Origin of the sequence: Rhodopseudomonas sp. P2A-2r (assembly GCF_026015985.1) — a bacterium.
GTDB lineage: Bacteria > Pseudomonadota > Alphaproteobacteria > Rhizobiales > Xanthobacteraceae > Tardiphaga.
Window position 1 is genome coordinate 6,028,052 of the sequence record NZ_CP110389.1, and the last position, 23,154, is coordinate 6,051,205.

General features: G+C 65.2%; 22 protein-coding genes and 1 pseudogene. 12 read left to right on the top strand and 11 right to left on the bottom strand.

The features are described 5' to 3' along the window. Nucleotides 1-127: 127 nt before the first annotated feature. A complete protein-coding gene (locus tag ONR75_RS29045) occupies nt 128-952 on the bottom strand; it encodes a lytic transglycosylase domain-containing protein (RefSeq protein ID WP_265080292.1) in 825 nt (274 codons plus the stop codon). A 939-nt stretch (nt 953-1,891) separates the two neighbouring features. On the opposite strand from ONR75_RS29045, the gene ONR75_RS29050 reads away from it, so the two are divergent. Next, nucleotides 1,892-2,389 (top strand): hypothetical protein, encoded by a 498-nt coding sequence (locus ONR75_RS29050; RefSeq protein ID WP_265080293.1) that lies wholly within the window; start codon nt 1,892-1,894, stop codon nt 2,387-2,389. Between the two features lie 129 nt (nt 2,390-2,518). Here the strand turns inward: ONR75_RS29050 and ONR75_RS29055 are convergent, their stop codons facing one another. Further along, entirely contained in the window at nt 2,519-2,866 is a 348-nt protein-coding gene (locus tag ONR75_RS29055; protein WP_265080294.1) for a GIY-YIG nuclease family protein, read from the bottom strand. A gap of 191 nt (nt 2,867-3,057) precedes the next feature. On the opposite strand from ONR75_RS29055, the gene ONR75_RS29060 reads away from it, so the two are divergent. The 3 genes from ONR75_RS29060 to ONR75_RS29070 all read left to right on the top strand — a co-directional run bounded on the left by ONR75_RS29060 (nt 3,058) and on the right by ONR75_RS29070 (nt 5,799). Then, entirely contained in the window at nt 3,058-3,951 is an 894-nt protein-coding gene (locus ONR75_RS29060; protein WP_265080295.1) for an alpha/beta fold hydrolase, read from the top strand. A gap of 187 nt (nt 3,952-4,138) precedes the next feature. Beyond that, nucleotides 4,139-4,411, top strand: coding sequence for a DUF2798 domain-containing protein (locus ONR75_RS29065; RefSeq protein ID WP_265080296.1), 273 nt, complete (start codon nt 4,139-4,141; stop codon nt 4,409-4,411). A gap of 197 nt (nt 4,412-4,608) precedes the next feature. Further along, on the top strand, nt 4,609-5,799 hold the full coding sequence (locus ONR75_RS29070) for a GGDEF domain-containing protein (protein WP_265080297.1): 1,191 nt from the start codon (nt 4,609-4,611) through the stop codon (nt 5,797-5,799). A 54-nt stretch (nt 5,800-5,853) separates the two neighbouring features. On the opposite strand, the gene ONR75_RS29075 is transcribed toward ONR75_RS29070, so the two are convergent. Next, nucleotides 5,854-6,417 carry a type 1 glutamine amidotransferase domain-containing protein gene (locus ONR75_RS29075; RefSeq protein ID WP_265080298.1) on the bottom strand — a complete coding sequence of 188 codons (564 nt, stop codon included), beginning with the start codon at nt 6,415-6,417 and terminating at the stop codon, nt 5,854-5,856. 232 nt (nt 6,418-6,649) lie between these two features. On the opposite strand from ONR75_RS29075, the gene ONR75_RS29080 reads away from it, so the two are divergent. Further along, entirely contained in the window at nt 6,650-7,516 is an 867-nt protein-coding gene (locus tag ONR75_RS29080; protein ID WP_265080299.1) for an SDR family NAD(P)-dependent oxidoreductase, read from the top strand. A 77-nt stretch (nt 7,517-7,593) separates the two neighbouring features. Here the strand turns inward: ONR75_RS29080 and ONR75_RS29085 are convergent, their stop codons facing one another. The 4 genes and pseudogenes from ONR75_RS29085 to dnaG form a co-directional block, all read right to left on the bottom strand. After that, nucleotides 7,594-8,244, bottom strand: coding sequence for a lysozyme inhibitor LprI family protein (locus ONR75_RS29085; RefSeq protein ID WP_265080300.1), 651 nt, complete (start codon nt 8,242-8,244; stop codon nt 7,594-7,596). Between the two features lie 36 nt (nt 8,245-8,280). Then, the gene (locus ONR75_RS29090; RefSeq protein ID WP_265080301.1) at nt 8,281-8,667 is read right to left on the bottom strand and encodes an ester cyclase; all 387 of its coding nucleotides are present in this window, start codon (nt 8,665-8,667) and stop codon (nt 8,281-8,283) included. A gap of 373 nt (nt 8,668-9,040) precedes the next feature. Beyond that, nucleotides 9,041-11,149, bottom strand: coding sequence for an RNA polymerase sigma factor RpoD (gene rpoD / locus ONR75_RS29095; protein WP_265080302.1), 2,109 nt, complete (start codon nt 11,147-11,149; stop codon nt 9,041-9,043). A 233-nt stretch (nt 11,150-11,382) separates the two neighbouring features. Beyond that, nucleotides 11,383-13,421: pseudogene (dnaG, locus tag ONR75_RS29100) on the bottom strand (DNA primase). A 547-nt stretch (nt 13,422-13,968) separates the two neighbouring features. Between dnaG and ONR75_RS29110 the strand changes: the two are divergent. The 5 genes from ONR75_RS29110 (at nt 13,969) to ONR75_RS29130 (ending at nt 18,219) form a co-directional block, all read left to right on the top strand. Next, a complete protein-coding gene (locus ONR75_RS29110) occupies nt 13,969-14,088 on the top strand; it encodes a BrnT family toxin (protein ID WP_265083841.1) in 120 nt (39 codons plus the stop codon). Next, the gene (locus ONR75_RS29115; protein WP_265080304.1) at nt 14,036-14,350 is read left to right on the top strand and encodes a BrnA antitoxin family protein; all 315 of its coding nucleotides are present in this window, start codon (nt 14,036-14,038) and stop codon (nt 14,348-14,350) included. The genes ONR75_RS29110 and ONR75_RS29115 overlap by 53 nt, the downstream gene beginning before the upstream one ends. Before the next feature lie 147 nt (nt 14,351-14,497). Then, nucleotides 14,498-15,043 (top strand): chlorite dismutase family protein, encoded by a 546-nt coding sequence (locus ONR75_RS29120; protein ID WP_265080305.1) that lies wholly within the window; start codon nt 14,498-14,500, stop codon nt 15,041-15,043. 142 nt (nt 15,044-15,185) lie between these two features. Next, nucleotides 15,186-16,391 (top strand): MFS transporter, encoded by a 1,206-nt coding sequence (locus ONR75_RS29125; RefSeq protein WP_265080306.1) that lies wholly within the window; start codon nt 15,186-15,188, stop codon nt 16,389-16,391. Nucleotides 16,392-16,512: 121 nt separating this feature from the next. Then, nucleotides 16,513-18,219, top strand: coding sequence for a methyl-accepting chemotaxis protein (locus tag ONR75_RS29130; protein WP_265080307.1), 1,707 nt, complete (start codon nt 16,513-16,515; stop codon nt 18,217-18,219). 36 nt (nt 18,220-18,255) lie between these two features. On the opposite strand, the gene ONR75_RS29135 is transcribed toward ONR75_RS29130, so the two are convergent. After that, nucleotides 18,256-19,149, bottom strand: coding sequence for a LysR family transcriptional regulator (locus tag ONR75_RS29135; RefSeq protein WP_265080308.1), 894 nt, complete (start codon nt 19,147-19,149; stop codon nt 18,256-18,258). Between the two features lie 101 nt (nt 19,150-19,250). On the opposite strand from ONR75_RS29135, the gene ONR75_RS29140 reads away from it, so the two are divergent. Both ONR75_RS29140 and ONR75_RS29145 read left to right on the top strand, forming a co-directional pair. After that, nucleotides 19,251-20,114 (top strand): NmrA/HSCARG family protein, encoded by an 864-nt coding sequence (locus ONR75_RS29140; RefSeq protein WP_265080309.1) that lies wholly within the window; start codon nt 19,251-19,253, stop codon nt 20,112-20,114. A gap of 78 nt (nt 20,115-20,192) precedes the next feature. Continuing rightward, complete coding sequence (locus tag ONR75_RS29145; protein ID WP_265080310.1) at nt 20,193-20,858, top strand: NAD(P)-dependent oxidoreductase; 666 nt, start codon at nt 20,193-20,195, stop codon at nt 20,856-20,858. Between the two features lie 34 nt (nt 20,859-20,892). Here the strand turns inward: ONR75_RS29145 and ONR75_RS29150 are convergent, their stop codons facing one another. The 3 genes from ONR75_RS29150 to ONR75_RS29160 are packed head-to-tail and all read right to left on the bottom strand — an operon-like array spanning nt 20,893 to nt 23,019. Next, nucleotides 20,893-21,297, bottom strand: a complete 405-nt coding sequence (locus ONR75_RS29150; protein ID WP_265080311.1) for a gamma-glutamylcyclotransferase — start codon at nt 21,295-21,297, stop codon at nt 20,893-20,895. Continuing rightward, nucleotides 21,297-22,121 carry a transglutaminase-like domain-containing protein gene (locus ONR75_RS29155; RefSeq protein WP_265080312.1) on the bottom strand — a complete coding sequence of 275 codons (825 nt, stop codon included), beginning with the start codon at nt 22,119-22,121 and terminating at the stop codon, nt 21,297-21,299. The genes ONR75_RS29150 and ONR75_RS29155 overlap by 1 nt, the downstream gene beginning before the upstream one ends. A 1-nt stretch (nt 22,122) precedes the next feature. Continuing rightward, nucleotides 22,123-23,019: a transglutaminase family protein gene (locus tag ONR75_RS29160; RefSeq protein WP_265080313.1), complete on the bottom strand. Its 897-nt coding sequence runs from the start codon at nt 23,017-23,019 to the stop codon at nt 22,123-22,125. Nucleotides 23,020-23,154 lie beyond the last annotated feature (135 nt).

Here is a 23,154-nt window from a genome sequence, read left to right on the forward strand (position 1 = left end):
CCGTTGCCGCTCCCGCGGCGGCATTTTGGGCGGTGTAGTGAAGTACCCGTTACTGGTGCGACGGCGTCTCCGGCGGCGCGGTCGAGCGGCGCCGGAGCCGGAGCTGACTGCCATGACGCCCTTTGGCTTAGCGGCCCGCCGCCAGCCGGTCGGCGAAATAGGCGATGGTCTTGCGGTAGATGGTGGCCCTGTTCCATTCGCGCATGGCTTCGAAATTGGCGGTGCCCTCGCCATAGGGCTGGCCGTTCTTGAAGCCCGCGGTGTGCAGCAGATTGGCGGTGGAGGCCAGCACGTCGGGGACGGAGTGGCGCAGGTCGACATGGCCGTTGCCGTCGAAATCGACGCCGTACTTGATGTAGGACGATGGCAGGAATTGGGTCTGGCCGATCTCGCCGGCGAAGGCGCCGATCAGGTCGCGTTGCGGCAGGTCGCCGCGCTGCAGGATTTTCAGCGCGGCCAGCAGCTCGCCCTGGAACAGCTCGGTGCGGCGGCAGTCGTGGGCCATGGTGGTCAGCGTGCGGATCACCGGCATCTTGCCGATGTCGCCCTTGCCGAAATCCGACTCCAGCCCCCAGATCGCCACCACGATCTGCGGCGGCACGCCGAAACGCTGCTCGATGCGGCTGAGCAGCGCGGCATGGCGCGACAGCATCTGCAGGCCCATGGAGATGCGGCCCTGCCCGACCCGGGTCGCGACATATTGCTCGAAGCTCTTGTTGAAGGTGCCGCGCTGGCGGCGATCGAAATTCAGCACCGCGGGGTCCAGCGTCACGCCGGCGAAGGCCTGCGAGATCACCGCCTGCGAGATGCCGGCGCTCGCGGCCTCCTGCTGCATCGCCGCGACAAACGTATTGAAATCGCCGCCGCAGCGCGCGGCCGAGGCGGGCGCCGCGAACAGCAGGCTGGCGAGGAGCGGGGCACAGAGCGAGGCGGCGAGGCGCGGGAGGGACATCGGGAGCAGGTTCCTTCAATCTGATGGTGATGAGATCGGCGCTTGTAGCACGCGCCGCGGCGGCCGACGAGGCGCGGCAATCCCGCGCAGTGCGCCACAGGCCATTTGCAGGGCCGCAGCATTGAATCGCCGTATCGAACCGGTCGGAATGTGAGCGCACACGACCCTCCGTTCTCGCGACGCCGCAGCGCCCGAGCTTTGCTGCATTCCCCGCCCTCTTCTTTTGAGAGGGCGCGCGGAACGCCGGGTGCCCGATGCACCCTTGGTCCAGGCGCTATTGCCGTAGTCGGCGAATAGTGCGCCCGGGACGTCCGGATCCACCGGGGATCAACCCGGCGTTCCGCACGCGGTGGTGCTTCCGGCTCGCTTCGTGCTCTTCCCGGCGGAGGACGTCGCCACGGACTGAGAGTGTTCCGCGCGCCGGTTGGCCTCGCGGACCCTCCACCAGGGGTGCACCGTTTGCACCCAGGAACCACACGACTTGGGCCGGCGCGCGAGGCGCAGTCCGGCGTCCGGCCTCGGCTTTCGCCGTGGCCCTTCGCCGGCTGCGCGCAGCGTCGTCGTCCGCGCCTTGCACGATGGGTCACGGCCCTTGTGAGTGCCGCCCAGCCACCGCGCGCCGCGCCTGACGCTACCGCGCCACCGCATCCCGCCCCGCAGACCGTGACGATCGCGAGCCGCCCCTCTCAGTGAGGCGGGATAATGGGACTATAATCCTTTATGGAAAGGAAGGCAAGAGGGAGAGGAAAATAATCTTTAGATGATGCGCCTTTTGCAGCGACGTGTCATCGTGCTTTCAACATGCACTTCGCGAGCGTACGCTATCGCTCATCGGTGATACTCCTCGCTGCTCCGGGCAAGTGCGCCGGTTTGGAGGCGCTTTTGCCATTGGGCCTAGCAACAGGGTAATCACATTGGCCTTCCTGCAGGCATTCACCGATGACTCTGCAGCCCAAGAGGGTGACCGCCGTCTGTTCTTGGCGGGATACCTGCACCGCCGATGCTTGGGCATCTTTCTCGCAAGCTTGGAGCGCCGAGTTAAAAGCATGGCCATCTATTGAATACTTCAAAGCTTCAGAGGCCAACGCCCTAAATGGACAATTCGACTACAAAGACGATTGGGATGAAGCCAAGCGAGATGTGAAGGTTGGCAATCTTGCTGCGATAATCAGTCACTTCCAGCCACTGTCATTTTTCTTTTCAGTAAACCGCCAAATCTTTGAGGACGAGCTAAAGCCCGTCTCACCTTATGGATTTGGTCGACCTCACTTCCAAATGTGTTTCTCCGTGGTCGCCGGGATCGCGCAATATGCAGCGCAGGAAGGGATAAGCACGCCCATCGAGTTTATCTTTGACGAGCAGCAGGGCGTGGATGACGATATAGCGCTTTTTTCTCTCATCTCAGAAAAGGACTTCCGCCTGAAGCACAAAACCTAATTGACGGTCCGCCACTTTTTAAAAGTGACCGGGACCAGCTTTATGTTCCGCTGACAGGCTCTCGAACGACGGCCCGCTGTCCCCGCCGGCCTCCGCGGATGGCATGTCGGACAAGGCCGGACGGCGGCGTCAGATCGGCCTTGCATCGAGCGTCGATCGCCAGTGGGCGGCGCGCTCCTTCAGCAGGGCGTCCCGCACGTAGGTCGTCTCCTCCGCATCCAGCCGTTCGAGAATCTCGAACTGGAAATGCGCTGCGCCGTTGTGCTGCCAGGCTGCCTGCAGGTCGCGGTTCGGATGGCTGCCCTGCCGCAGCGTGAACCAGATGCGGTTCTGGATAGTCGTGACGTTGGGCCACTGGCCGACCCACGCCTGCCCGGTCGCCGTGCAGCGGACCAGATAGATGCCGGCGACGACCTTGCGCTCCTTGTAGGCCGCAATGGCCGCCTTCCTGTCCTCGCCGCTCAATGGGTTGCCCATTCGCCCGATCCTTCGCTCGTGTCCGAATGCAGCTTCGGCCATGCCGCTTATTATTATACGGGTAATATTGACACAAGCATTTTTTACCGGGTATAAATCGCGCCATTCGCCGGGGCCACTGCCCCCAGCGGCGGGCCGGGGCTCCCGCTCCCTCCCTTATTCCATGCCGATGCCGGCCCGAGGACCTGACGATGACCAGCGTGACCACGAACGGCATCACCATCCACTACGACAGTTTTGGCGCGCCGGAGGCCGAAGCCATGGTGCTGATCGCCGGCCTGGGCACCCAGATGATCCGCTGGCCGGTGCCGTTCTGCGAGAAGCTGGCGGCGCGCGGCTATCGCGTGATCCGCTTCGACAACCGCGACGCCGGGCTGTCGACGCATTTTCCGGATTGTCCGGCGCCGGATTTTGCCACGCTGGCGGCCGCGCTCGCACAGGGCCGGCGGCCCAACGTGCCCTACACGCTGCATGACATGGCCGCGGATACGGTCGGGCTGCTCGACGCGCTGGCGATCTCGCGCGCGCATCTGGTCGGCCGCTCCATGGGCGGCATGATCGCGCAACTGGTGGCCAGCGACCATGCGCAGCGCGTGCGATCGCTGACGTCGATCATGTCCAGCACCGGCAACCCGGCGCTGCCGCCGGCCGCGCCCGATATCATGGCGATGCTGACCCGGCCCGCACCAAATCCCTTCGCGGACGAAGCCGGATTTCTCGCGCACGGTCTCGGCTTCGCCCGATGCATCGCAGGCCCCGGACATCCGTTCGACACGGATACGCATCGCGCGCTGATACTGGCGGAGACTATCAGAGCCTATAACCCCGCCGGCTTCGGCCGGCAGATCGCCGCGATCGGCGCATCCGGCGACATCCGTTCGCGCCTGGCGCAGATCACGGCGCCGACGCTGGTGATACACGGGACGCACGACCGCCTGGTCCCGCCGGCCTGCGGCGAGGATACGGCGGCCAACATCGCAGGCGCCGAACTCATGCCGATCGCGGGCATGGGTCACGACCTGCCGCCGCCTGTGTACCGAGAGGTCATCGACGCGATCGCCGCCCTGGCGGCGCGGGCCGGCTGACGCTACGGCGCGGGATGCGCAATTTCCGCTGGCGCGGCGGCGCGGGTCGAGCTATCAGATGCGCGCTGCGCTCCGGCGCACCGTAAGCGTCTCACGTCAGGCAACGCATTCACCCCGGTCGGCTCGACCCGGAGAATGCTGCTGCAGAAGACCTGATCGACCGACCGACTTTTCAAAGAGTGACCTGATGAACACGCTTCGCACGCCGCGTCCGCGCGGAAAACTGCCGGCGCGCTACGCATCCGTCGTGATGCCGCTGGTGCTGTCGCTGCTGATGACCTTCGTGGTCTCGGCGATTTCGACCCTGAAGAGTCTCGGGCCAACGCCCGCTTTCGTCGCCACCTGGCCGGTGGCGTGGGGGCTGTCGTGGCTGGTGGCGTTTCCCACCTTGCTCGCGCTGCTGCCCATGGTCCGGCGCATCGTTGCGCTGATCGTGGCGCCGCCGTCAGCGCCGGGATGATGACCATGCCATGACGGAAGGGCGGCCGCGCGGCCGCCCTTCCGATCCCTAACAACGAAGCAGCCATGCAAACACGCTGCGCGTCTCAAATTGATCCGATTTCATTTCTACTTTAACAAGCCTCCGTCAGTACCACCGCCCTGGAACTTCCCGCCCCAGCAGAAGGGCCAACGCCGCAAGCCCCGGGTTCAAGCAGGATGGATAGCGCAATCGTCAGGACCACGCTGCAGCTGGTTCCCACGGGCATATTGCTGATCTTCGGAATCTCCTTTGTCGGCGCCTGGCTGATGGACCGCAAACGCGACTATCTGCTGGTGCTGGCCGGCGCCTGCGTCCTGTTCGCGCTGGGCGCGACGTCGCAGACATTCGGCTGGCCGCCCGGGACGGGGCCGAATGCCATTGTCTCCGGCGCGCTCTACACGGCGGCCGTGGTCGCTGCCGCCGAGGGGCTGCTGCGGCGCTCGCACAAGCAGTTCGGCCTCGACGTGGACGCGGCCATCGTTGCAGTCTTCACCGTGCTGCTGGCGTATTACGTCTATGTGGAGCGCAGCCTGCTTGCCCGGGTCTACATCCAGAACTTCGGCTATGGGCTGATCCTGCTGGTGACGGCGCTACGTCTGTCAGCGCTGGCGCGCGGCCGCATCGTCGACAGGATCTTGTTCTGGGTTCTGCTGGTGTTCGCCGTGCAGTTCTTTCCGCGCACCCTGCTGACGATCGGGTTTTCCGCACCCACCAATCGCGCGGCCTTCGCGAATTCGATGTTCTGGCAGACGCTGCAGCTGTCGCTCGCCGTGCTCGGCGCGGGCCTGGCCATGGCGATCCTTGCCGCTGCCGTCGCCGATGTGATCGACGACCTGCAGCAGGAGCGCGAACGCGACCACCTGACCGGGGTTTTCAACCGCCGCGGCTTCGAGGACCGCATCGCCCGCCAGCTCCGCAAGGGCCAGCATTCCCTGGTGGTGTGCGACATCGACAAATTCAAAGCCATCAACGATGCGCACGGCCATGACATCGGCGACATGGTGCTGCAGGCAGTGGCGCGGGCGCTGAACCAGTCGGTGCGCAAGGGCGACGTGGTTGGGCGTCTCGGTGGCGAAGAGTTCGCGGTGCTGCTGCCGCACACCGACGCCGGGGAGGCCTATGAATGCGCCGAACGGCTGCGCGCGGCCATCGCGGATTGCGCGTTCGAACAGCCGGGCCTCGCTGTCACCGCCAGCTTCGGCGTGGCGACGCAGACCACCGGGGAAGCCTGGGCGCCGCTGTTCAAACGGGTCGACGCGCGGCTGTACGAAGCCAAGCGCTCCGGCCGCAACCGCACGGTGTCGGACCAGCCGGGCGCCTCGGCCAAAGCCGGCGAGGCGATGCCCTACGCCGTATCGGGGCGTTGAGCGAGAACTCCGGAACTCACAAGTGGAGTTCCGGGATTTGCAACCGTCGCGCGGCTACGCCGCCTGGCGCTGCGTCTTGCTGGACTTGATCTCGGCGATGATCTGCTTGGAGAAAGCTTCTAGGTCGCCTGGATTGCGCGAGGTGACGATGCCGCCGTCGCTGACCACGGCCTTGTCTTCCCACTTGGCGCCCGCATTGATCATGTCAGTCTTTATCGAATGATAGGACGTCATCTTGCGGTTGTTGACGAGGCCCGCCTCGATCAGCAGCCACGGCGCGTGGCACACCGCGGCGATCGGCTTGCCGGCGGAATAGAACGCCTTGATCAGCGCCAGCGCCTCGGCGTTGACGCGCAGCAGGTCGGGATTGATCTGGCCGCCCGGCAGCACCAGCGCGTCGTAATCGGCCTCCGAGACTTTCGCCAGCGTGTGATCGACCTGCACCGACTGGCCCCAGTCGCTGCCGGACCAGCCGCGGATCACACCCGGTTCCGGCGACACGATATGCACCTCCGCGCCGGCCTCGGTGAGGCGATCGCGCGGCACTTCGAGTTCCGACTGTTCGAAGCCATTGGTGGCGAGGATCAATACGCGCTTGCCGCTCAGTTGCGCTGACATGAGATTCTCCATTGCTGTGAGTGATGCCGCGTCAATGACCGGCCGCAACGATCGTTCCGGCCGACACGATCACGTTGAGTTGGCTTGCACGGGACATGGAGCCGCGCCGCCGGCGCGGTTCCAGCGCGCCGGCCGCTTTGCTTTGACAGCGGCCAAGGGATCGCAGAAAACCGGATCGCGCAGCACCGCCGGCACACGCCGCGCCAAAATCCGCCAGCGTCAGGAGTTCGTCATGGCATCTAATGACTCGCAGCTTGCATCGCATCCCGCTCTGGTCGCAGGCGCGGTGGCGGTGATCACCGGCGGCGCCTCGGGCATCGGCTTCGCCGCGGCCCGTGCCTTCATCCGCCGCGGCATGAAAGTGTGCATTGCCGATCTCGGCGGCGAGCAACTGTCGCGCGCGGCGACGCTGCTCAGCGAGTCCGCCCCCGGCGCCGACATCATGAGCCACGCCGTCAACGTCGCCGACCGCGCCGACCTGGAGCGGCTCGCTTCCGCCGTGCAGGCGCGGTTCGGCGGCACCGACGTGCTGATGAACAATGCCGGCATCCAGCCGGCCACCACCGCGCTCGGGCCGCAGGACGTGTGGGAGCGCATCCTCGGCGTCAACCTGTGGGGCATCGTCCACGGCACGCAGGTCTTCGCGCCGGCCATGATCGCGCGCGGCCGGCCCGGCCTGATTATCAACAGCGGCTCCAAGCAGGGCATCACCACGCCGCCGGGCAACCCGGCCTACAATGTCAGCAAGGCCGGCGTGAAGGCCTTCACCGAAGCGCTGCAGCACGAGCTGCGCAACACGCCGGGCTGCGCCATCGACGCGCATCTCCTGATCCCCGGCTTCGTCTACACCGCGCTGACCAAGGGCGACCGCACCGAGAAGCCGGCGGCGGCCTGGACGGCGGAGCAGACCGTCGACTTCATGCTCACCAGCATCGCGGCCGGCGACTTCTACATCCTGTGCCCGGACAACGACGTGCCGCGCGCGCTCGACGAGAAGCGCATGGCCTGGGCGATCGGCGACATCATCGACAACCGCCCGCCGCTGTCGCGCTGGCATCCGGACTATGCGGACGCGTTCAAGGCGTGGGTGGAGAGCTGAACGACCCTGACGGCAATTGCGCACTTACTTCACCCTCCCCTTGAGGGGAGGGTGAAGACGGCGCGCGTCGCCACGCGCTATTTCCGTCCGGCAAGATCGGCAGCAAAGATGCGCAGAAAGATCGCCCGCCGTGCGGTCTCGCGATAGTTGCACGAGGCGATCATCGGATTGGCCATGGTGCCCTCGAAATAATCGTACCAGAAGCCGCAGCTCAGCTCGCGGCTGTGGCTCCACGCCTGCTGCATCGCGCGCAGTTTTGTTTGCTGCTCGGGCTCGAGCGCCTTCATCATCGCGGCATCGGACTGTGCGACAATGCCTTCCCACACCAGCCGCTCGCGATCCAGGCAATCGATCCGGCGCCGGTCGGCCGCGGCACTCTCATCGCCCATGCACGGCCGCGCCACCACCATCAGGCAGGCCGCCTCGGCCGCTTCCTGCGACGCTCCGCGTTTGCTGTCCTGCTTGCGCAGGCATGCGTCGATGGCGGCGACGTCGCTTGATGCCGGGCCTTCGGCACGTACCGGCAGCGGAGCGGCGATGAGTGCCAGCAGGACGGACAGCGGTAGATAACGGAGCATGTGGCGGGACCGGTTTGCGACGAGGTTTCGGATAGGTCGTCGCGGCGCGGTCGCTGGTTCGAAGCCTACGGTCCTTCCGCTCGATTCAACGGCCACGAGCGTAGGGCGCAATAGCGAAGCGTATTGCGCCGCCGCGCGGGCACAGGCCAAGCGCGAGTTTGCCTGTTGCGTGACGACGGGGAGCCTTTACCCTGCCGGCGGGTTGAGCAGCACCCAGAGCCGAGCGATCCGGCCGTCGACGATCTCGGCCGCGTCGGCGCCGGTGACGGTGATGGGGCCGCCCATCGGACCGGCGTGCCAGCGCAGCACCGCCAGACCGTGATGGCCGACGGCGGGGCCATCGGCGACAAACGTGAAGTCAGGACCGAACTGCGCCAGCAACTGGCCTGCCGTGTCCGAGATCGCCTGACGCCCCTGCACGATGGCCGCCGGCTCGAACATCACGGGATCGGCGACGAAGATGTCGGCGATCGCGTCCGCGCGCCGGGCGGCGTCGCGTTCGTTGAAGACGCGGTTGAGGTTGGCATGAAGGATCGTGCCGTAATCCGGCTCGGCGGGGGCAGTCGCGTTCATTGAAAAGTCCTATGTGGGCGGCGAGGGCCGGATCTTACCGCCCAACGACGGACGGACAAGCCTCGGCGCTTCCCGCGATCCCCCTGCCTCCGCGAAGCCGCGCTTCTCCTGGGGAAGGAAGCAGAGACGGCGGCGCGTGTGGCAAGAGACCACCGCTCACTCCGCTTTCGTTACCCACGCAGGCGGGTGACCCAGTCAACGTTGTCGGCAATGCTCCATTACAGGCATTGGCGTGTACCGGGCCGCCCGGTCCTGGCGCGCAGTTGCGCGCAGGCCGGGGCGATGACAGCGGCGCGTGTTGATGCCGCGTGCGCCACAAACAAAAATGCCCGGCGCGAGCCGGGCATTTTGATAGCAGCCAATATCGACTGACTTAGTTGTCCAGGAACGACCTGAGCTTCCGGCTTCGCGACGGATGCTTCAGCTTGCGCAGCGCCTTGGCTTCGATCTGGCGGATGCGCTCGCGGGTCACCGAGAACTGCTGGCCGACTTCCTCCAGCGTGTGGTCGGTGTTCATGCCGATGCCGAAGCGCATGCGCAGCACGCGCTCTTCACGCGGGGTGAGCGAGGCCAGCACGCGGGTCGTGGTCTCGCGCAGGTTGGACTGGATCGCCGCGTCGATCGGCAGGATCGCGTTCTTGTCCTCGATGAAGTCGCCGAGATGCGAATCTTCCTCGTCACCCACCGGGGTTTCCAGCGACAGCGGCTCTTTCGCGATCTTGAGAACCTTGCGCACCTTCTCCAGCGGCATGCCCAGCTTCTCGGCCAGTTCCTCCGGGGTCGGCTCGCGGCCGATCTCGTTGAGCATCTGCCGGGACGTGCGCACGATCTTGTTGATGGTCTCGATCATGTGCACGGGAATGCGGATGGTGCGCGCCTGGTCGGCGATCGAGCGGGTGATCGCCTGGCGGATCCACCAGGTGGCGTAGGTCGAGAACTTGTAGCCGCGGCGGTATTCGAATTTATCGACCGCCTTCATCAGGCCGATGTTGCCTTCCTGGATCAGATCGAGGAACTGCAGGCCGCGGTTGGTGTATTTCTTGGCGATCGAGATGACGAGACGGAGGTTGGCTTCCACCATCTCTTTCTTGGCCTGGCGGGCTTCGCGCTCGCCCTTCTGCACGCCGTGCACGATCTTGCGGAATTCGCCGATCTCGAGGCCGGTGAGGGCCGCGAGCTGCTGGATCTCGCCGCGCAGGTCCTTGATCTTGTCCTTCTCGTGATGGACGAAGTTCTTCCAGCCCTTGGCGGACAGCTTGGAGACGCGGTTCAGCCACTTCGGATCGAGCTCGGAGCCCTGGTAGTTGCGCAGGAAGTCTTCGCGGGCGACGCCGTGGCTGTCGCCGAGGCGCAGCAGGCGACCTTCGAACGACACCAGCTTCTTGTTGATGTCGTAGAGCTGCTCGACCAGCGAATCGATACGCGCCTGGTTGAGGCGCAGCGACTTCACCTCGACGATGATCTCGTCCTTGAGCTTCTTGTACTTGCGCTCCTGGGCCGGCGACAGCTGCTCGCTCTGCAGCTGGTTGGCGATGTCCTGCTCCTGCAGGCGGCGCAGCTTCTTGTAGTTGTCGGCGATCTTGTCGAAGGTCTCGACCACCTTCGGCTTCAGCTCGGCCTCGATGGCCGCCAGCGACATCTGGTTCTCGAACTCGTCGTCGTCGCCGTCACCGTCGCCTTCCGAGGGGGCGTCGGCGGCGGGCGCAGCGGGCGCCGGGCGCGGCGGCGCGGCGCGGAACGGGGTGGCCGTCGGCGGGGCGGCCGGAGGTGCGGCCACGGCGGCGGTGCCCTCGTCGCCATCGGCGGCCACCGGTGCGGCGATCAGCGCCGGGTTCATGTTGTTCTTGGCGTCGGGGCCGGCGTAAGTCGCTTCGAGATCGATGATGTCGCGGAGGAAGATCTTTCCTTCGTTGAGTTCATCGCGCCAGATGATGATGGCCTGGAAGGTCAGCGGGCTTTCGCAGAGACCCGCGATCATCGCCTCGCGGCCGGCCTCGATGCGCTTGGCGATGGCGATTTCGCCCTCGCGCGACAGCAGCTCGACGGTGCCCATCTCGCGCAGATACATGCGGACGGGATCGTCGGTGCGCTCGCCGGGCTCGGACTTCTTGGTTTCGGTGACGGCCTTCTGGGTGACCTCGACCAACTCGTTGTCGGGTTCTTCCTCGGCCTCTTCCTTGGTCTCTTCCTCGTCGCTATCGGCGTCATCCGACTCGGAGACGTTGATGCCCATGTCGGAGAGCATCGACATGATGTCCTCGATCTGTTCGGGCGAGGTGGTGTCCGAAGGCAAGACTTCGTTGAGCTGATCGAAGGTCACGAAGCCGCGCTTCTTGGCCTGCTTGATCATCTTCTTGACGGCGGCGTCCGACAGGTCGAGCAACGGCGACGGCGCGTCCGGGGAATCCTTTTCCGGGGCGTCTGCAGCCTTGTCGTCTTTTTCCTTGTCCTTAACCTGCAGCGTCTTTGCCTTGGTGGCCATTCATTGCTCCTGAAACGCGCTCACGCTGGGAGCGTTGCCGCCCCGCTTTGAAGTAGATCGATCTCGACGCGGAAAGGGCGGCGCTGAACTTCGCCACCCCCGAATCTGTCTCGCCGATGTCGCACAATGGCTTAAAGGGCCTTAAGCTCCGATTAACCCTGTTTTTGCAGCCAAACCATGGGTTTGGCGAGTCTTTTGCGGTTCCGGCGACCGCCGTCCGCAGCAAATTGCCATCACTCGCTGCGCAAAAACCGCCCCGACGATTCGCCGAAACCCTCAATCAGGGCTTCGATACCGTCCACTTCGGCAAGCCGGGCCTTGATATCCTGCAGCCACGCGTAGTTCGCCTCGCTGGCCTCCTCACCGAGGGCCAGTTCGGCATCCTTCAGCTCCCTAAGTAATGAGTGCCATTGCCGATGCAAGGCAACCAGCTGGGTCCAGGTGGAAAGAACGTCCTCGCGCGCCGCCCCAGGCTGCGCCGCCCACACGTCCTTGGTGGTAATCGCCTTCTCAACGTGTTGCAATTGCTCAGTAAATCCAGCCTTAACCAGGTCTGAACGCATTTTCTCGCTTTGCTCGGATTCATCGCCGTGGTGATGCTCGTGGGCGAAGCAGGCGATGATCCCGGCACGCAGCCGGTGCATCTGCGGGTGCGCCAGCTCCAGCGCCGCCACCTCCTCCAGCCGGTCGTGCAGCAGCCATGGGTGGTTGATCAGGGTCTGCACGATCAGCGCCTCGCGCCGCGATATGGCACTGCGCTGGCCGCGCATGATCGACGAATTGGCCAGCTGCGGCGAGACCACCTGGTAGGGGTTGCGGTTGATGGTCTGGCTGCCGGCCGAGGCCTGGGAGCGGCCGCGCGGGGTGATTCGCCCGGCGGCGCCGGGGGTGAAGCTGGCGGAGGCGCCGAATCCGGGCCGGCCGCCGCCGAAACCGCCGAAGCCACCGGGACCGCCGCGGGCGGGTCCGCGCCCGCCAAAATTGCCGCGGCCGAAGCCGGCCGGCGGGCCGAACGCCGCCTTCAGCCGCTCCGCCATGTCCTGGCGGTAGTAGCGCTTCACCACCTCGTCGCGGATGCCGTTGGAGAGTTCGTTGATGCGGGCTTCCAGTGCGGCGCGGCGCTCCGGGGTGGAGAAGTCGCCGCCCTCCATCTCGCGCGTCCAGATCAGGTCGGACAGCGAGCGCGACACGCCCAGAACTTCCTCGATGGCCAGGCGGCCACCGGCGCGGGCGAGATCGTCGGGATCCTGGCCTTCGGGGAGCAGCGCGAATTTCAGGCTCTTGCCGGGCTTGAGGTGCGGCAGCGCCAGTTCGGCGGCGCGCCACGCCGCCTTCTGGCCGGCCTTGTCGCCGTCGAAGCACAGGATCGGCTCGTCGGCCATCTTCCACAGCAGCATCAGCTGGTTTTCGGTCAGCGCGGTGCCGAGCGGGGCGACGCTGCCGGCAAAACCGACGCTGACCATGGCGATGACGTCGACATAGCCTTCCACCACCACCAGCTGCGCGCCGTTATGGGTGGCGGTGCGCGCCGTGGCGAGGTTGTAGAGATTGTCGCCCTTGTGAAACAGCGGGGTCTCCGGCGAATTCATGTACTTCGCCGGCACATCCTTCTCCAGCGCCCGGCCGCCGAAGGCGATCACCCTGTTGCGCAGGTCGGTGATGGGAAACATCACGCGGTCGCGAAACTTGTCGTAGGGCACCGGGATGTCGTCGCCGCCGTTCAACAGGCCGGCCTCGACCATGTCGGCGGTGGAGATGCTCTGCCCGCCCAAAACTCCTTCAGCGCATAGCGCTCGGCCGGCGCATAGCCGATGCGGAACTGAACCTGGGTCGCCGGCGAGATGCCGCGATCGGCGAGGTAGCCGCGGGCACGGGCACCCAGCCGCGACGCCAGCGTGTCGGCGAAGAATTTGGCGGCCAACTCCATCACGTCATACAGCGTCTTGCGGCGCTGCTCGTGCCTTGCTGCGTCCGGCGTCGCCGCCGGCAGCGCCAGCCCGGCCATCTGCGCCAGCCGCTCCACCGCCTCCGGGAAGGCGCAGCCGTCGGTCTCCATCACGAAGCTGATGATGTCGCCGTGCTTGCCGCTGGAGAAGTCGTGGTAAAATCCCTTCTCGTCGTTGACGAAGAACGACGGCGATTTCTCCTGCTGGAACGGCGACAGCCCCTTCCACTCGCGCCCGGCCTTCTTCAGCTTGACGCGCTTGCTCACCACTTCCGACACCGGAAGCCGGGCGCGCAGGTCGTCGAGAAACTGGGGCGTGAAGCGCATGGTGGCGTTATGCTTTGAGTCGGTTGCGGGAGTCTCGACCTGGTTGGCCAGACTGCACCCAGCCGGCCATCGATATAGGGTTTGTTACTGCAAGTACGAGGGCTCGCGGGTTGCACCCGCTATTCACAGGGAGTCGTAGCCATAGTGGCGTCATTCCGGGATGCCGCAGACGGCGGAGCCGGCTGATGCAGGCCCGGAATCCCGGGATGGTCAGCCCGGATTTCCGACAGATTGACGCCCGCCATACAATCGTATATACACAACTAAAGCGCTCATAAAGATAAGAAAACTGTTTAGGGAAGAAACGTCCGCGTAGGCAGCGAAGCTGGCTTTACTTCACGGATGTAAACCTATGACAGAGACATTCGATTTCAAATCCCTCGATGGATTTGATTGGGACCATGTCAAGAACGAAGCAAATCGCGCCAAGCACGGCATCGACTTCGATGACGCTATCGAGATCTTTTAAGGGCGTGTCGTTCTGCGTCGATCAGATCGCAACAATGAGGAGCGCTGGGTCGCGGTTGGATATTCGGACAACCGACTGATTGCCGTTGTGTTTGCGCGACGGAAAGACGTCATCCAGATTATCTCGGCGCGACGCGCAAGGACGAATGAAGAAAGAGACTATCGTAACAAGGAAATGGGGCGACCGCCGGAAGGGTAAGACCGACTGGGCAGCCGTCGACGCGTTGACGGACGAGGAGATCACGAGAGCCGTTGCGAATGATCCGGACGCCGTGCCGCTTGATCTGGACTGGTCAGAATTTGTCCTCGTCGTTCCCGCGAAGAAGAAGGCCATCTCCATCCGCCTCGACGAAGACGTGCTCGATTTTTTCAAGAGCGAGGGCGATGGCTATCAGCGGCGCATGAATGCGGTACTGCGCTCCTACATGCTGCAGAAGGCGAAGCCTAAGAAGCGGGCATAGACTGTTACTCCCGCGCCTGTCATCGCTGAACTTTTCCAGATTCCCCGCCACTCCAATTGGAGTGGCTGAGGTTCGCTCGAGCTGCGCTCCCGCGCCCGGAACGACGGAGCTCTTGCACCCCGCCCGGTTCCACGCTTTGCTCCGGCCATGTTCACAACCTTCACCGCCGGCGACGCCGGCAGCTGGCAGATCCTCCGCATCACGCCGGTGACCGGCGATAGCCTGGCGCCGGCCTCTCATCTCGCCGTCGCGCCCGTCGCCACGCTGCCCGCGGCGTCCGCTGCAGGCTGGCCGCTCACCGGCGTCGCCAGCCATGTGCGCTATGTGGAGCGTACCGAGAAGACCGCCCTGGTCGCGGTGCAGGCCGGGCTCGGCCGTCCCGACGCCACGCTGGCCGCGCTGATCCCGATCAGGAAATCCACGGCGTGGTGGGAGCTCACCCAGGAAGAACGTCGCCGGATCTTCGAGGACAAGTCGCAGCACATCGCTGCGTCGATGAAGTACCTGCCGGCGATCGCGCGGCAGCTCTATCACGCCCGCGACCTCGGCCAGCCGTTCGACTTTCTCACCTGGTTCGAATTCGCACCGGAGCATGCGCAGGTCTTCGAGGATCTGGTCGGCATGCTCCGGGCGACGGAGGAATGGCGTTTTGTGGAGCGCGAGGTGGATGTGCGGCTCCGAAGGGCGGATTGATCGAGGCGCGGTATCGAGGCGGCGCTGTCACCGCACTGGCATAACGCTTCTCCCGTGCATGGCACCCATCCGCCGCACCGCCCTTTCACGGCCGGGGCCGATGCGCCATATCAGCGGGCCTTCCCGCCAACGAAAAGACGTCATGCCCCCATCATCCGAGACCACCACCCGGGACGACGGTCCCGGCGCGTGGCTGATTTTCGCCTTTGCCCTGACCTGCGGCGTCACCGTCGCCAATGTCTATTACGCGCAGCCGCTGGTCGGCCCGATCAGCGCCGCGTTCGGCATCGGCATCGATGCCGGCAGCTTCATCGTCACCATGATCCAGCTCGGCTATGTGGCCGGACTGCTGTTCCTGGTGCCGCTCGGCGATCTCGTCGAGAACAAGAAGCTGGTGCTGATCACGCTGGCCGGTTTGGTCGCCTGCCTGCTGATCTCCGTCGCCGCACCCAACGCCGCGGTGTTCTTCGCCTCATCGCTGCTGCTCGGCATCTTCGCGGTCGGGACCCAGATGCTGGTGCCGATGGTGGCGCATCTGGCGCCCGAGCGGCGCCGCGGCCAGGTGGTCGGCACCGTCGTCTCCGGTGCGCTGTTCGGCATCCTGCTGGCGCGGCCGGTCTCGACATTGATCGCCGGCAGCTTCGGCTGGCACGCGGTCTATCTCAGCTCGGCGGTGGCGATGTGCGCCGTGATCGCGCTGATGGCCTGGGTGCTGCCGCGGCGGCAGCCGGAGCACGCGCTGACCTATCGCAAGCTGATCCATTCGTTGTGGGAGTTGTTGATCCACACGCCGGTGCTGCAGCGGCGTGCCGCCTATCAGGCGCTGTTCTTCGGCGCCTTCAGCCTGTTCTGGACCTCGTCGCCGCTGCTGCTGGAGGCGCCGCCGTTCTCGCTCGGCCATCTCGCGATGTCCGCCTTCCTGCTGTCGGGCGTCGCCGGCGCGATGATTGCTCCCTTGGCCGGCCGGCTTGCCGACCGCGGCCACAGCCGCGCCGTGACCGGCGTCGCCATCGCCGCCATGGGCCTCAGCTTCGTGCTGACGTGGATCGGCGGCAGCCACGGCTCGCTCGCCGCCTTCGTGCTCGCGGGCATCGTGCTCGATGCCGGCTCGCAGGCGCATCTGGTCACCGGCCAGCGCGCCATCTTCGCGCTGGCGCCGCACGTGCGCAGCCGGCTCAACGCGCTATATCTCGGCCTGTTCTTCTTCGGCGGCGCGGTGGGCTCGGCCGTGTCCGGCAGCGCGGTGTCGCATGGCGGCGCGGCCACGGTGAGCCTGATCGGACTGGGGTTCACCGCACTCGCGGCGCTGCTTTATGCGACTGAGTTTTTGCGGAAGCGGACGTCGTAGCTGAACCTGTTGCGACGCGGAGTAGCATTGGGGCGGCGATGCACCCGATTGTTCATCAATCGGATCTATATACCGATTTTGCAGTCTGAAGTTATCAGAGACCGAAATCTGGAGCCCTTTAATGAATTTCCTCGCGCGGTTCAGGATACTGACCAAAATTTTGTCGATCATTGTCCTGATGGCGGGCATCGCCGCAGGCGTGGCGTATCTTGGTATCACGGCGCTGAGTTCGCTCAATGCCAAGGCCGACCTGATGAGCTCTGCTGCAAAACGCGCCTTGCTGGCCGCCCGCGCCAATCAGAATGTCACCGCACTCAACCGCGCTGAGTTCCGCACAGCTCTGGACCCACGCCTGGAGAACCGGACCGCGGCACGCAAGGTCATCGAAGAGAACCTCCAGCAGTACGAAGAGCGGATCGAGCAGGTCAGCAAGACCCCGGACGAAGCGGCGCGCGCGATGCTGCCGGCCGTCAAGGACGCTTTCGCCGCCTACAAGAAAGACATGGAGAAGACGCTTAGCCTCAGCGATGACGTCAAGGCGGCTCAACTCAGCGAAACGACGGCGCAACTGCAAGCAGCGGCCATGGCGAGCCGTGCCGCGGCCGAAGCGCTGCAGGCCAAGGTGAAAGCACTGGCCGACCGCTTGAACGATCGCGTCGAGAATTTTGCCAAAGAGGCGACCACCGAATGTCAGGCCGCCGCGCAGATGATGGTGATCATTTCGGCCGTCGGTGTCGTGGTCGGACTGGTTCTTGGCTTCCTGATCGGCCAGTACGGAATCGCCGCGCCCATTCGCGCCGTCGTCCATCTGCTGCAGTCGCTCGCACGCGGCGGCTTCGATGTCGACGTCGCGGGCACCGAGCGCAGGGACGAAGTGGGCGATGTCGCCAGGACCGCGCTTGTGTTCAAGGAGAACGGCCTCGCCAAGATCCGCATGGAGGCCGAACAGAAGGAAGCCGAGCAGAACGCCGTCCGCGTCCGCAAGGCCGACATGATCAAGCTCGCCCATGATTTCGAGGGAGCGGTCGGCGAGATCATCGAGACCGTGTCGTCGGCATCGAACGAACTCGAATCCTCCGCCGCATCGCTGACAGCCACTGCCGAACGGTCGCAGCAGGTCACCACCATGGTTGCCGCGGCCTCGGAAGAAGCCTCGACCAACGTCCAGTCGGTGGCCTCGGCCACCGAGGAAATGGCGTCCTCCGTCAACGAGATCAGCCGTCAGGTGCAGGATTCGGCGCGCATCGCCGGCGAGGTGGTGATGCAGGCGGACAAGACCAACGAGCGGATCGGCGTGCTGGCCGCTGCTGCCAGCCGCATCGGCGCTGTCGTCGAGTTGATCAACAACATTGCGGGCCAGACCAATCTGCTGGCGCTGAATGCGACCATCGAGGCGGCGCGCGCCGGCGACGCCGGCCGCGGCTTCGCCGTGGTGGCGTCCGAGGTCAAGGCGCTGGCCGAGCAGACCGCCAAGGCTACCGGCGAGGTCAGCGCGCAGATCGCCAGCATGCAGGCTGCAACCGGCGAGTCGGTGACCGCCATCAAGGAGATCGGCGTCACCATCGCCCAGATGTCGGAAATCGCCTCGACCATCGCCTCGGCGGTGGAAGAACAGGGGGCTGCGACGCAGGAGATTTCCCGCAACGTCCAGCAGGCGGCGCAGGGCACCCAGCAGGTTTCGGTCAACATCACCGATGTGCAGCGCGGCGCGTCGGAGACCGGTTCGGCCTCGTCGCAGGTGCTGTCCGCAGCACGGTCGCTGTCGCGCGACTCGAGCCGGCTGAAGCTCGAGGTCGGCCAGTTCCTCAGCACGGTTCGGGCAGCATGATCGAACCAGGCGAGGCGCGTTAGTCAGCGCCTCGTCTCACGCCCCGACATAGGCCGCCAGTTCGTCGGGCGTCCCCATCGGGAAGGCCGACTTCAAATAATCGAGGAAGGCCGAGACGCGCGCGCTCAGCAGCCGGCGGGACGGATACAGCGTCCACAAAGCGATGTCCGGTCCGTCCACATCGCCCCAATGCACCAGCGTTCCGGCGGCGAGATCGTGACTGACAAGCGAGATCGGCAGCCGTCCGGCGCCGACGCCCGCGCGCACGGCATCGCGGACCATCAGCAGCGAGGACAGCCGCAGCACCGGATCGACCGCGATGCGTGATGGTCCGGCCGGCCCCCTCACGTCCCAAGCGGCCACCGGCTCGCCGGCGCCCCTCACGACGGCAGGGACAGCACGATCGTCGGCCGGACGCGCGAGGCCAGGGCTCGCCACCACCACCAGCCGATCGCGCAGAAAGATGCGGCCGACAAGGCTCGCATCCGGATCGGGATTGACCCGGATCGCCAGGTCATAGCCTTCCTCGACCATGTCGACGGTGCGGTCTTCGGTCGTGACCTCAAGCCGGACCTCCGGGTATTTCAGCGCGAATCCAGCCGCGAGCTGGCCCATCGCGGTCTGGGAGAACAGCAGGGGCGCGCTGATCCGCAACGTCCCGCGCGGCCGGTCTCCGCCCGAAGCGATCGCTGCGGCCGTCTCCTCGATCTCGGTCAGCAAGGCCCCGGTTCGCTCGAACAGCGCCCGCCCCTCTTCGGTCAGCTTCGGCGTCCGCGCGCCGCGCTCGAACAGACGCAGCTCGAGGGCCGCCTCCAGTTCCGCGACACGGCGGGACAGGGTGGCTTTGGGGCGGCCAGCGGCCCGCGCGGCCCGGCCGAACCCGCCGTGCCGAGCCACAAGATTGAAGTCAGCTAGGGCAAGCAGATCCATATGTTCCACCAATGAGACGATCTGTCTAAATATACTGTCTATCGGCACAAATGTGGATCGCTATTTTCCGGGTGTGTTTTCAACCAACCGGAGTGATCCCCATGACCATCCTCGTTACCGGCGCAACCGGCACCATCGGCCGCCAGGTCGTCGAACAGCTCGTCAAGCGCGGCGCCGACGTGCGGGCGCTGGTCCGCGATCCCGCCAAGACGAACCTGCCGGCGGGCGTCACCGTCGTGCAGGGCGATCTGCTCGACGTCGACTCGCTACGCGGCGCCTTTGCAGGTGCCTCCACCCTGTTTCTGCTCAACGCCGTGGTGGCCGATGAAGTCACGCAGGCGCTGATCGCGCTCAACCTCGCCCGCGAGGCCGGCATCGAACGGATCGTCTATCTGTCGGTGATCCACAGCGATCTCTACGTGAACGTGCCGCACTTCGCCGGCAAGTTCGGCGTCGAGCGGATGATCGAGCGGATGGGCTTCAACGCCACCATCCTGCGCCCGGCATATTTCATGAACAACGATCTCACCATCAAGGACGTCGTGCTAGGCCATGGCGTCTACCCGATGCCGGTCGGCAGCAAGGGCCTCGCCATGGTCGATGCACGCGACATCGGCGAGATCGCGGCCATCGAACTGATCCGTCGCGAGCAGGCGACCGCCCCGCTGCCGCTCGAGCGCATCAACGTCGTCGGTCCGGACACGCTGACCGGGGACCAGATCGCCGCCATCTGGTCGGAGGTGCTGGGTCGTCCCATCGCCTATGGCGGCGACGACACCGCAGCTTTCGAGCAGAACCTCAGGGCGTTCATGCCGGGCTGGATGGCGTTCGACATGCGGCTGATGAGCGAGCGCTTTCTCACCGACGGCATGCTCCCCGAGGCCGGCGACGTCACCCGCCTGACGGCGCTGCTGGGCCGTCCGCTCCGCTCCTACCGCGACTTCGCCAGGGAAATCGCGGCCTGACGGCGCAGCCTCCGGTCCCACCCGAAACTTCACCGACGGGACGGCCTCTCAGGCCTCCCGCTTTTCGAGGCAACTGCCATGCAAGACTCTGCAACCGACACCGTCCAGACCCAGCCGAAGCTGCTCGTCCTCGGCGCCACCGGCGGCACCGGCCGCCTGATCGTCAACCAGGCGGTAACGCGCGGATATGACGTCACGGCCCTCGTCCGTTCAGCGGAGAAGGCCGGTGACCTCAAAGGGGCAAGACTCGTCGTCGGAGATGCCCGCGACGAAGCCGCCTTGCGTGAAGCAATCAAAGGGCGGACCGCGGTCGTCAGTGCCCTGGGCACACCGGCCAGTCCGTTTCGCGAGGTGACGCTGCTCTCCACTGCCACGCGCGCGCTCGTGAGCGCCATGAAGGCCGAGCACGTCTCGCGGCTCTTCTGCATCACGGGGATGGGCGCCGGCGACAGCGCCGGACATGGCGGCTTTGTTTTCGACAGGCTGATTTTCCCGCTTCTGCTGCGCAAGGTCTATGCCGACAAGAACCGGCAGGAAGCCATCGTCAGGGCCAGCGGGCTCGACTGGAGTCTGGTTCGCCCGTCCGTGCTGAACGACAAGCCCGCCCGCAACACGGTGCGGGCGATCACCGACCTTACCGGCTTCCATGGCGGAACGATATCGCGCTCGGACGTGGCGGGTTTCGTCCTCGACCAACTCGGTAACGAGGCCTGGCGGCATCGCGCTCCGCTGATCACATGGTGAAGGCAGATCGGCCGATGATCCGGAGCGCGGCGTGCTATTTTTCCAGAAACCGGCCGGAGGCGATGCGCTTCGCCTCCTCCACCGGGCGATTGTAGATGTAGGTCCAAGCCTCGTGCACGCTGCCGTCGGCCAGCGTCACCGGCAGCGTCTCGCGCAGATACAGAGTGGGCGGATCGAAGTTCGGGCCGCAGCTTTCGTACTCGTCGAGTTCGGCCAGCAGTGCGGCCGGATCATGCATGCGATAGAGTTCGCCGGATACGACGTCGCCCGGCGCGGCGGCCCGCAACAGGCCTGGATAATGCGCGATCATGTAGAGCCGGCCGGGGCAGCGGCCCTCGCCCAGAAATTCCGCACTGCGCGACAGCAGCTTCGACATCGGATGATCGAAGCGGCGCATCAGGGTGCCGTAAACGAAGATCAGATCAAGCGCTGCAGTCATCAGTCGACGGGGTCCGGGTTCTTGATCTCGTCGGATATCACAAAGAACTTGACCAGGTCCATGCGGCCGAAGCTGGTGGTCAGCGCCACGTCGGCGGCGTCGCGGCCGGTGCCCATCAGGATGCGGCCGATGCGCGGCTTGTTGTGGCGGGCGTCGCAGGTGTACCAGCGGCCGGACAGATAGACCTCGAACCAGCCGGAGAAGTCCATCACCGATCCGTCATAGGGAATGCCGATGTCGCCCATATAGCCGGTGCAGTAGCGCGCCGGAATGCCCATGCAGCGGCAAAAGGTCAGCGCCAGATGCGCGTAGTCGCGGCACACACCATTGCCCTGGGCGTAGACGTCATGGGCCGACTTCATCGCATGGGCATGCTCGTAGCCGAATTTCACATGGTTGTGCACGAAGGCGATGATGGTTTGCACCCGATTCCAGCCGGGCTCGGTATTGCCGAACAGCGACCAGGCGATGTCGGTGAGCTTGTCGGTCTCGCAATAGCGGCTGGCCATCAGGTAGAGCAGGCATTCGTCGGGCAGCTGGTCGATCGGCAATTGCTGCGCCGCCGGCACCACCACGTCGGGCTGGCCGGAATCGCGCACCAGCGTGTTGCCGTGGAAGGTGATGCCGCCGGCCGGGGCCACCAGCCGGCCGCATACATTGCCGAAGCTGTCGCGGTAATAGGTGATCGGCACGTTCGGATCGGTGGTGATGGACTCGGTGCCGACGATGTCGCTCCATCGCGACGGATGGATGCTGAGCATCGTCACCATCGGTGTCGGCTGCGGCGCTGCATAGGTGATCTCGAAGCCGACCCTGATGAGCATGTTAGGTGTGTGCCTTTACGTCTTCGCCGACCGAGACGACATTGATGCTGACATCCATACCGAGGAAAGCGTCAGCCGAACCGAGATAGGTGCCGTGCAGCGGGATCGCCTGGCGCGGATCACGCGCCACGGCGACGCGAATGAGATCGCGGCTGCCGACGATGCCGTTGGTGGGATCGAACTCGATCCAGCCCGCGGCGGGAAGATAGACCTGCACCCAGGCGTGGGTGGAGCCGCCGCCGACATAGCCATGCTGCTTATCGCCGTGAATGAACAGGTAGCCAGAGACGAAGCGCGCGGCGATACCGAGGCGGCGGCAGGCCTCGATCATGAACAATGCGAAGTCGCGGCAGGTGCCGGACTGGGTCTGCAGCGTATCCAGCGGATGCTGGGTGCCGTGCTCGTGGCGCTTGCGGTACTTGAACTGCTTGCGGATGCCATGGGTCATACCGGCGAGGATGTTGAAGGTCGGCGTCGGCCCGTCGGGATCGAGGAATCCGCGCGCCCAGTAAGCCAGCTCGCCGTCGGGATCGCCATATTGCGGGCGGATGAATTCCCGCAGGTCGGGCAGTTCGTCGCCGTCATACATGAAGGGGTAGAAATAGGCGCGGTCGTCCGGCGTCAGCGCGAATTCATCGGTCGGCATGTGCTCGATGGTGGCGGTCGCGCTGAAGGTCAGCGTGCGGGCACGCTCGTCGAAGGTGGCGATGGCCACCGAATTGCCGAACACATCGTGGATCCAGCGCAGCGACATCGGCTCCGGGGTGATCTGCAGATTACCCGTGAGCATGCGGAGGTCGTGCCCGTCGCGCGGACGCAGCATGATGCGATGCTCGCCGAACGCCACCGGATGGGCATAGCGATATTCGGTCTTGTGATGAATCGTCAGCAGGGGCATCGTCGCGTCATTCATATGATGGCTATGATTCATATCGTGAAATCTATACCGATGCCTGCTGATTGACAGGACGGTTTGCTGCCTCGTTAGGCAATGCAGGGGAAAAGCGCTTTGAGCAGCGTCAGCGACACTTCA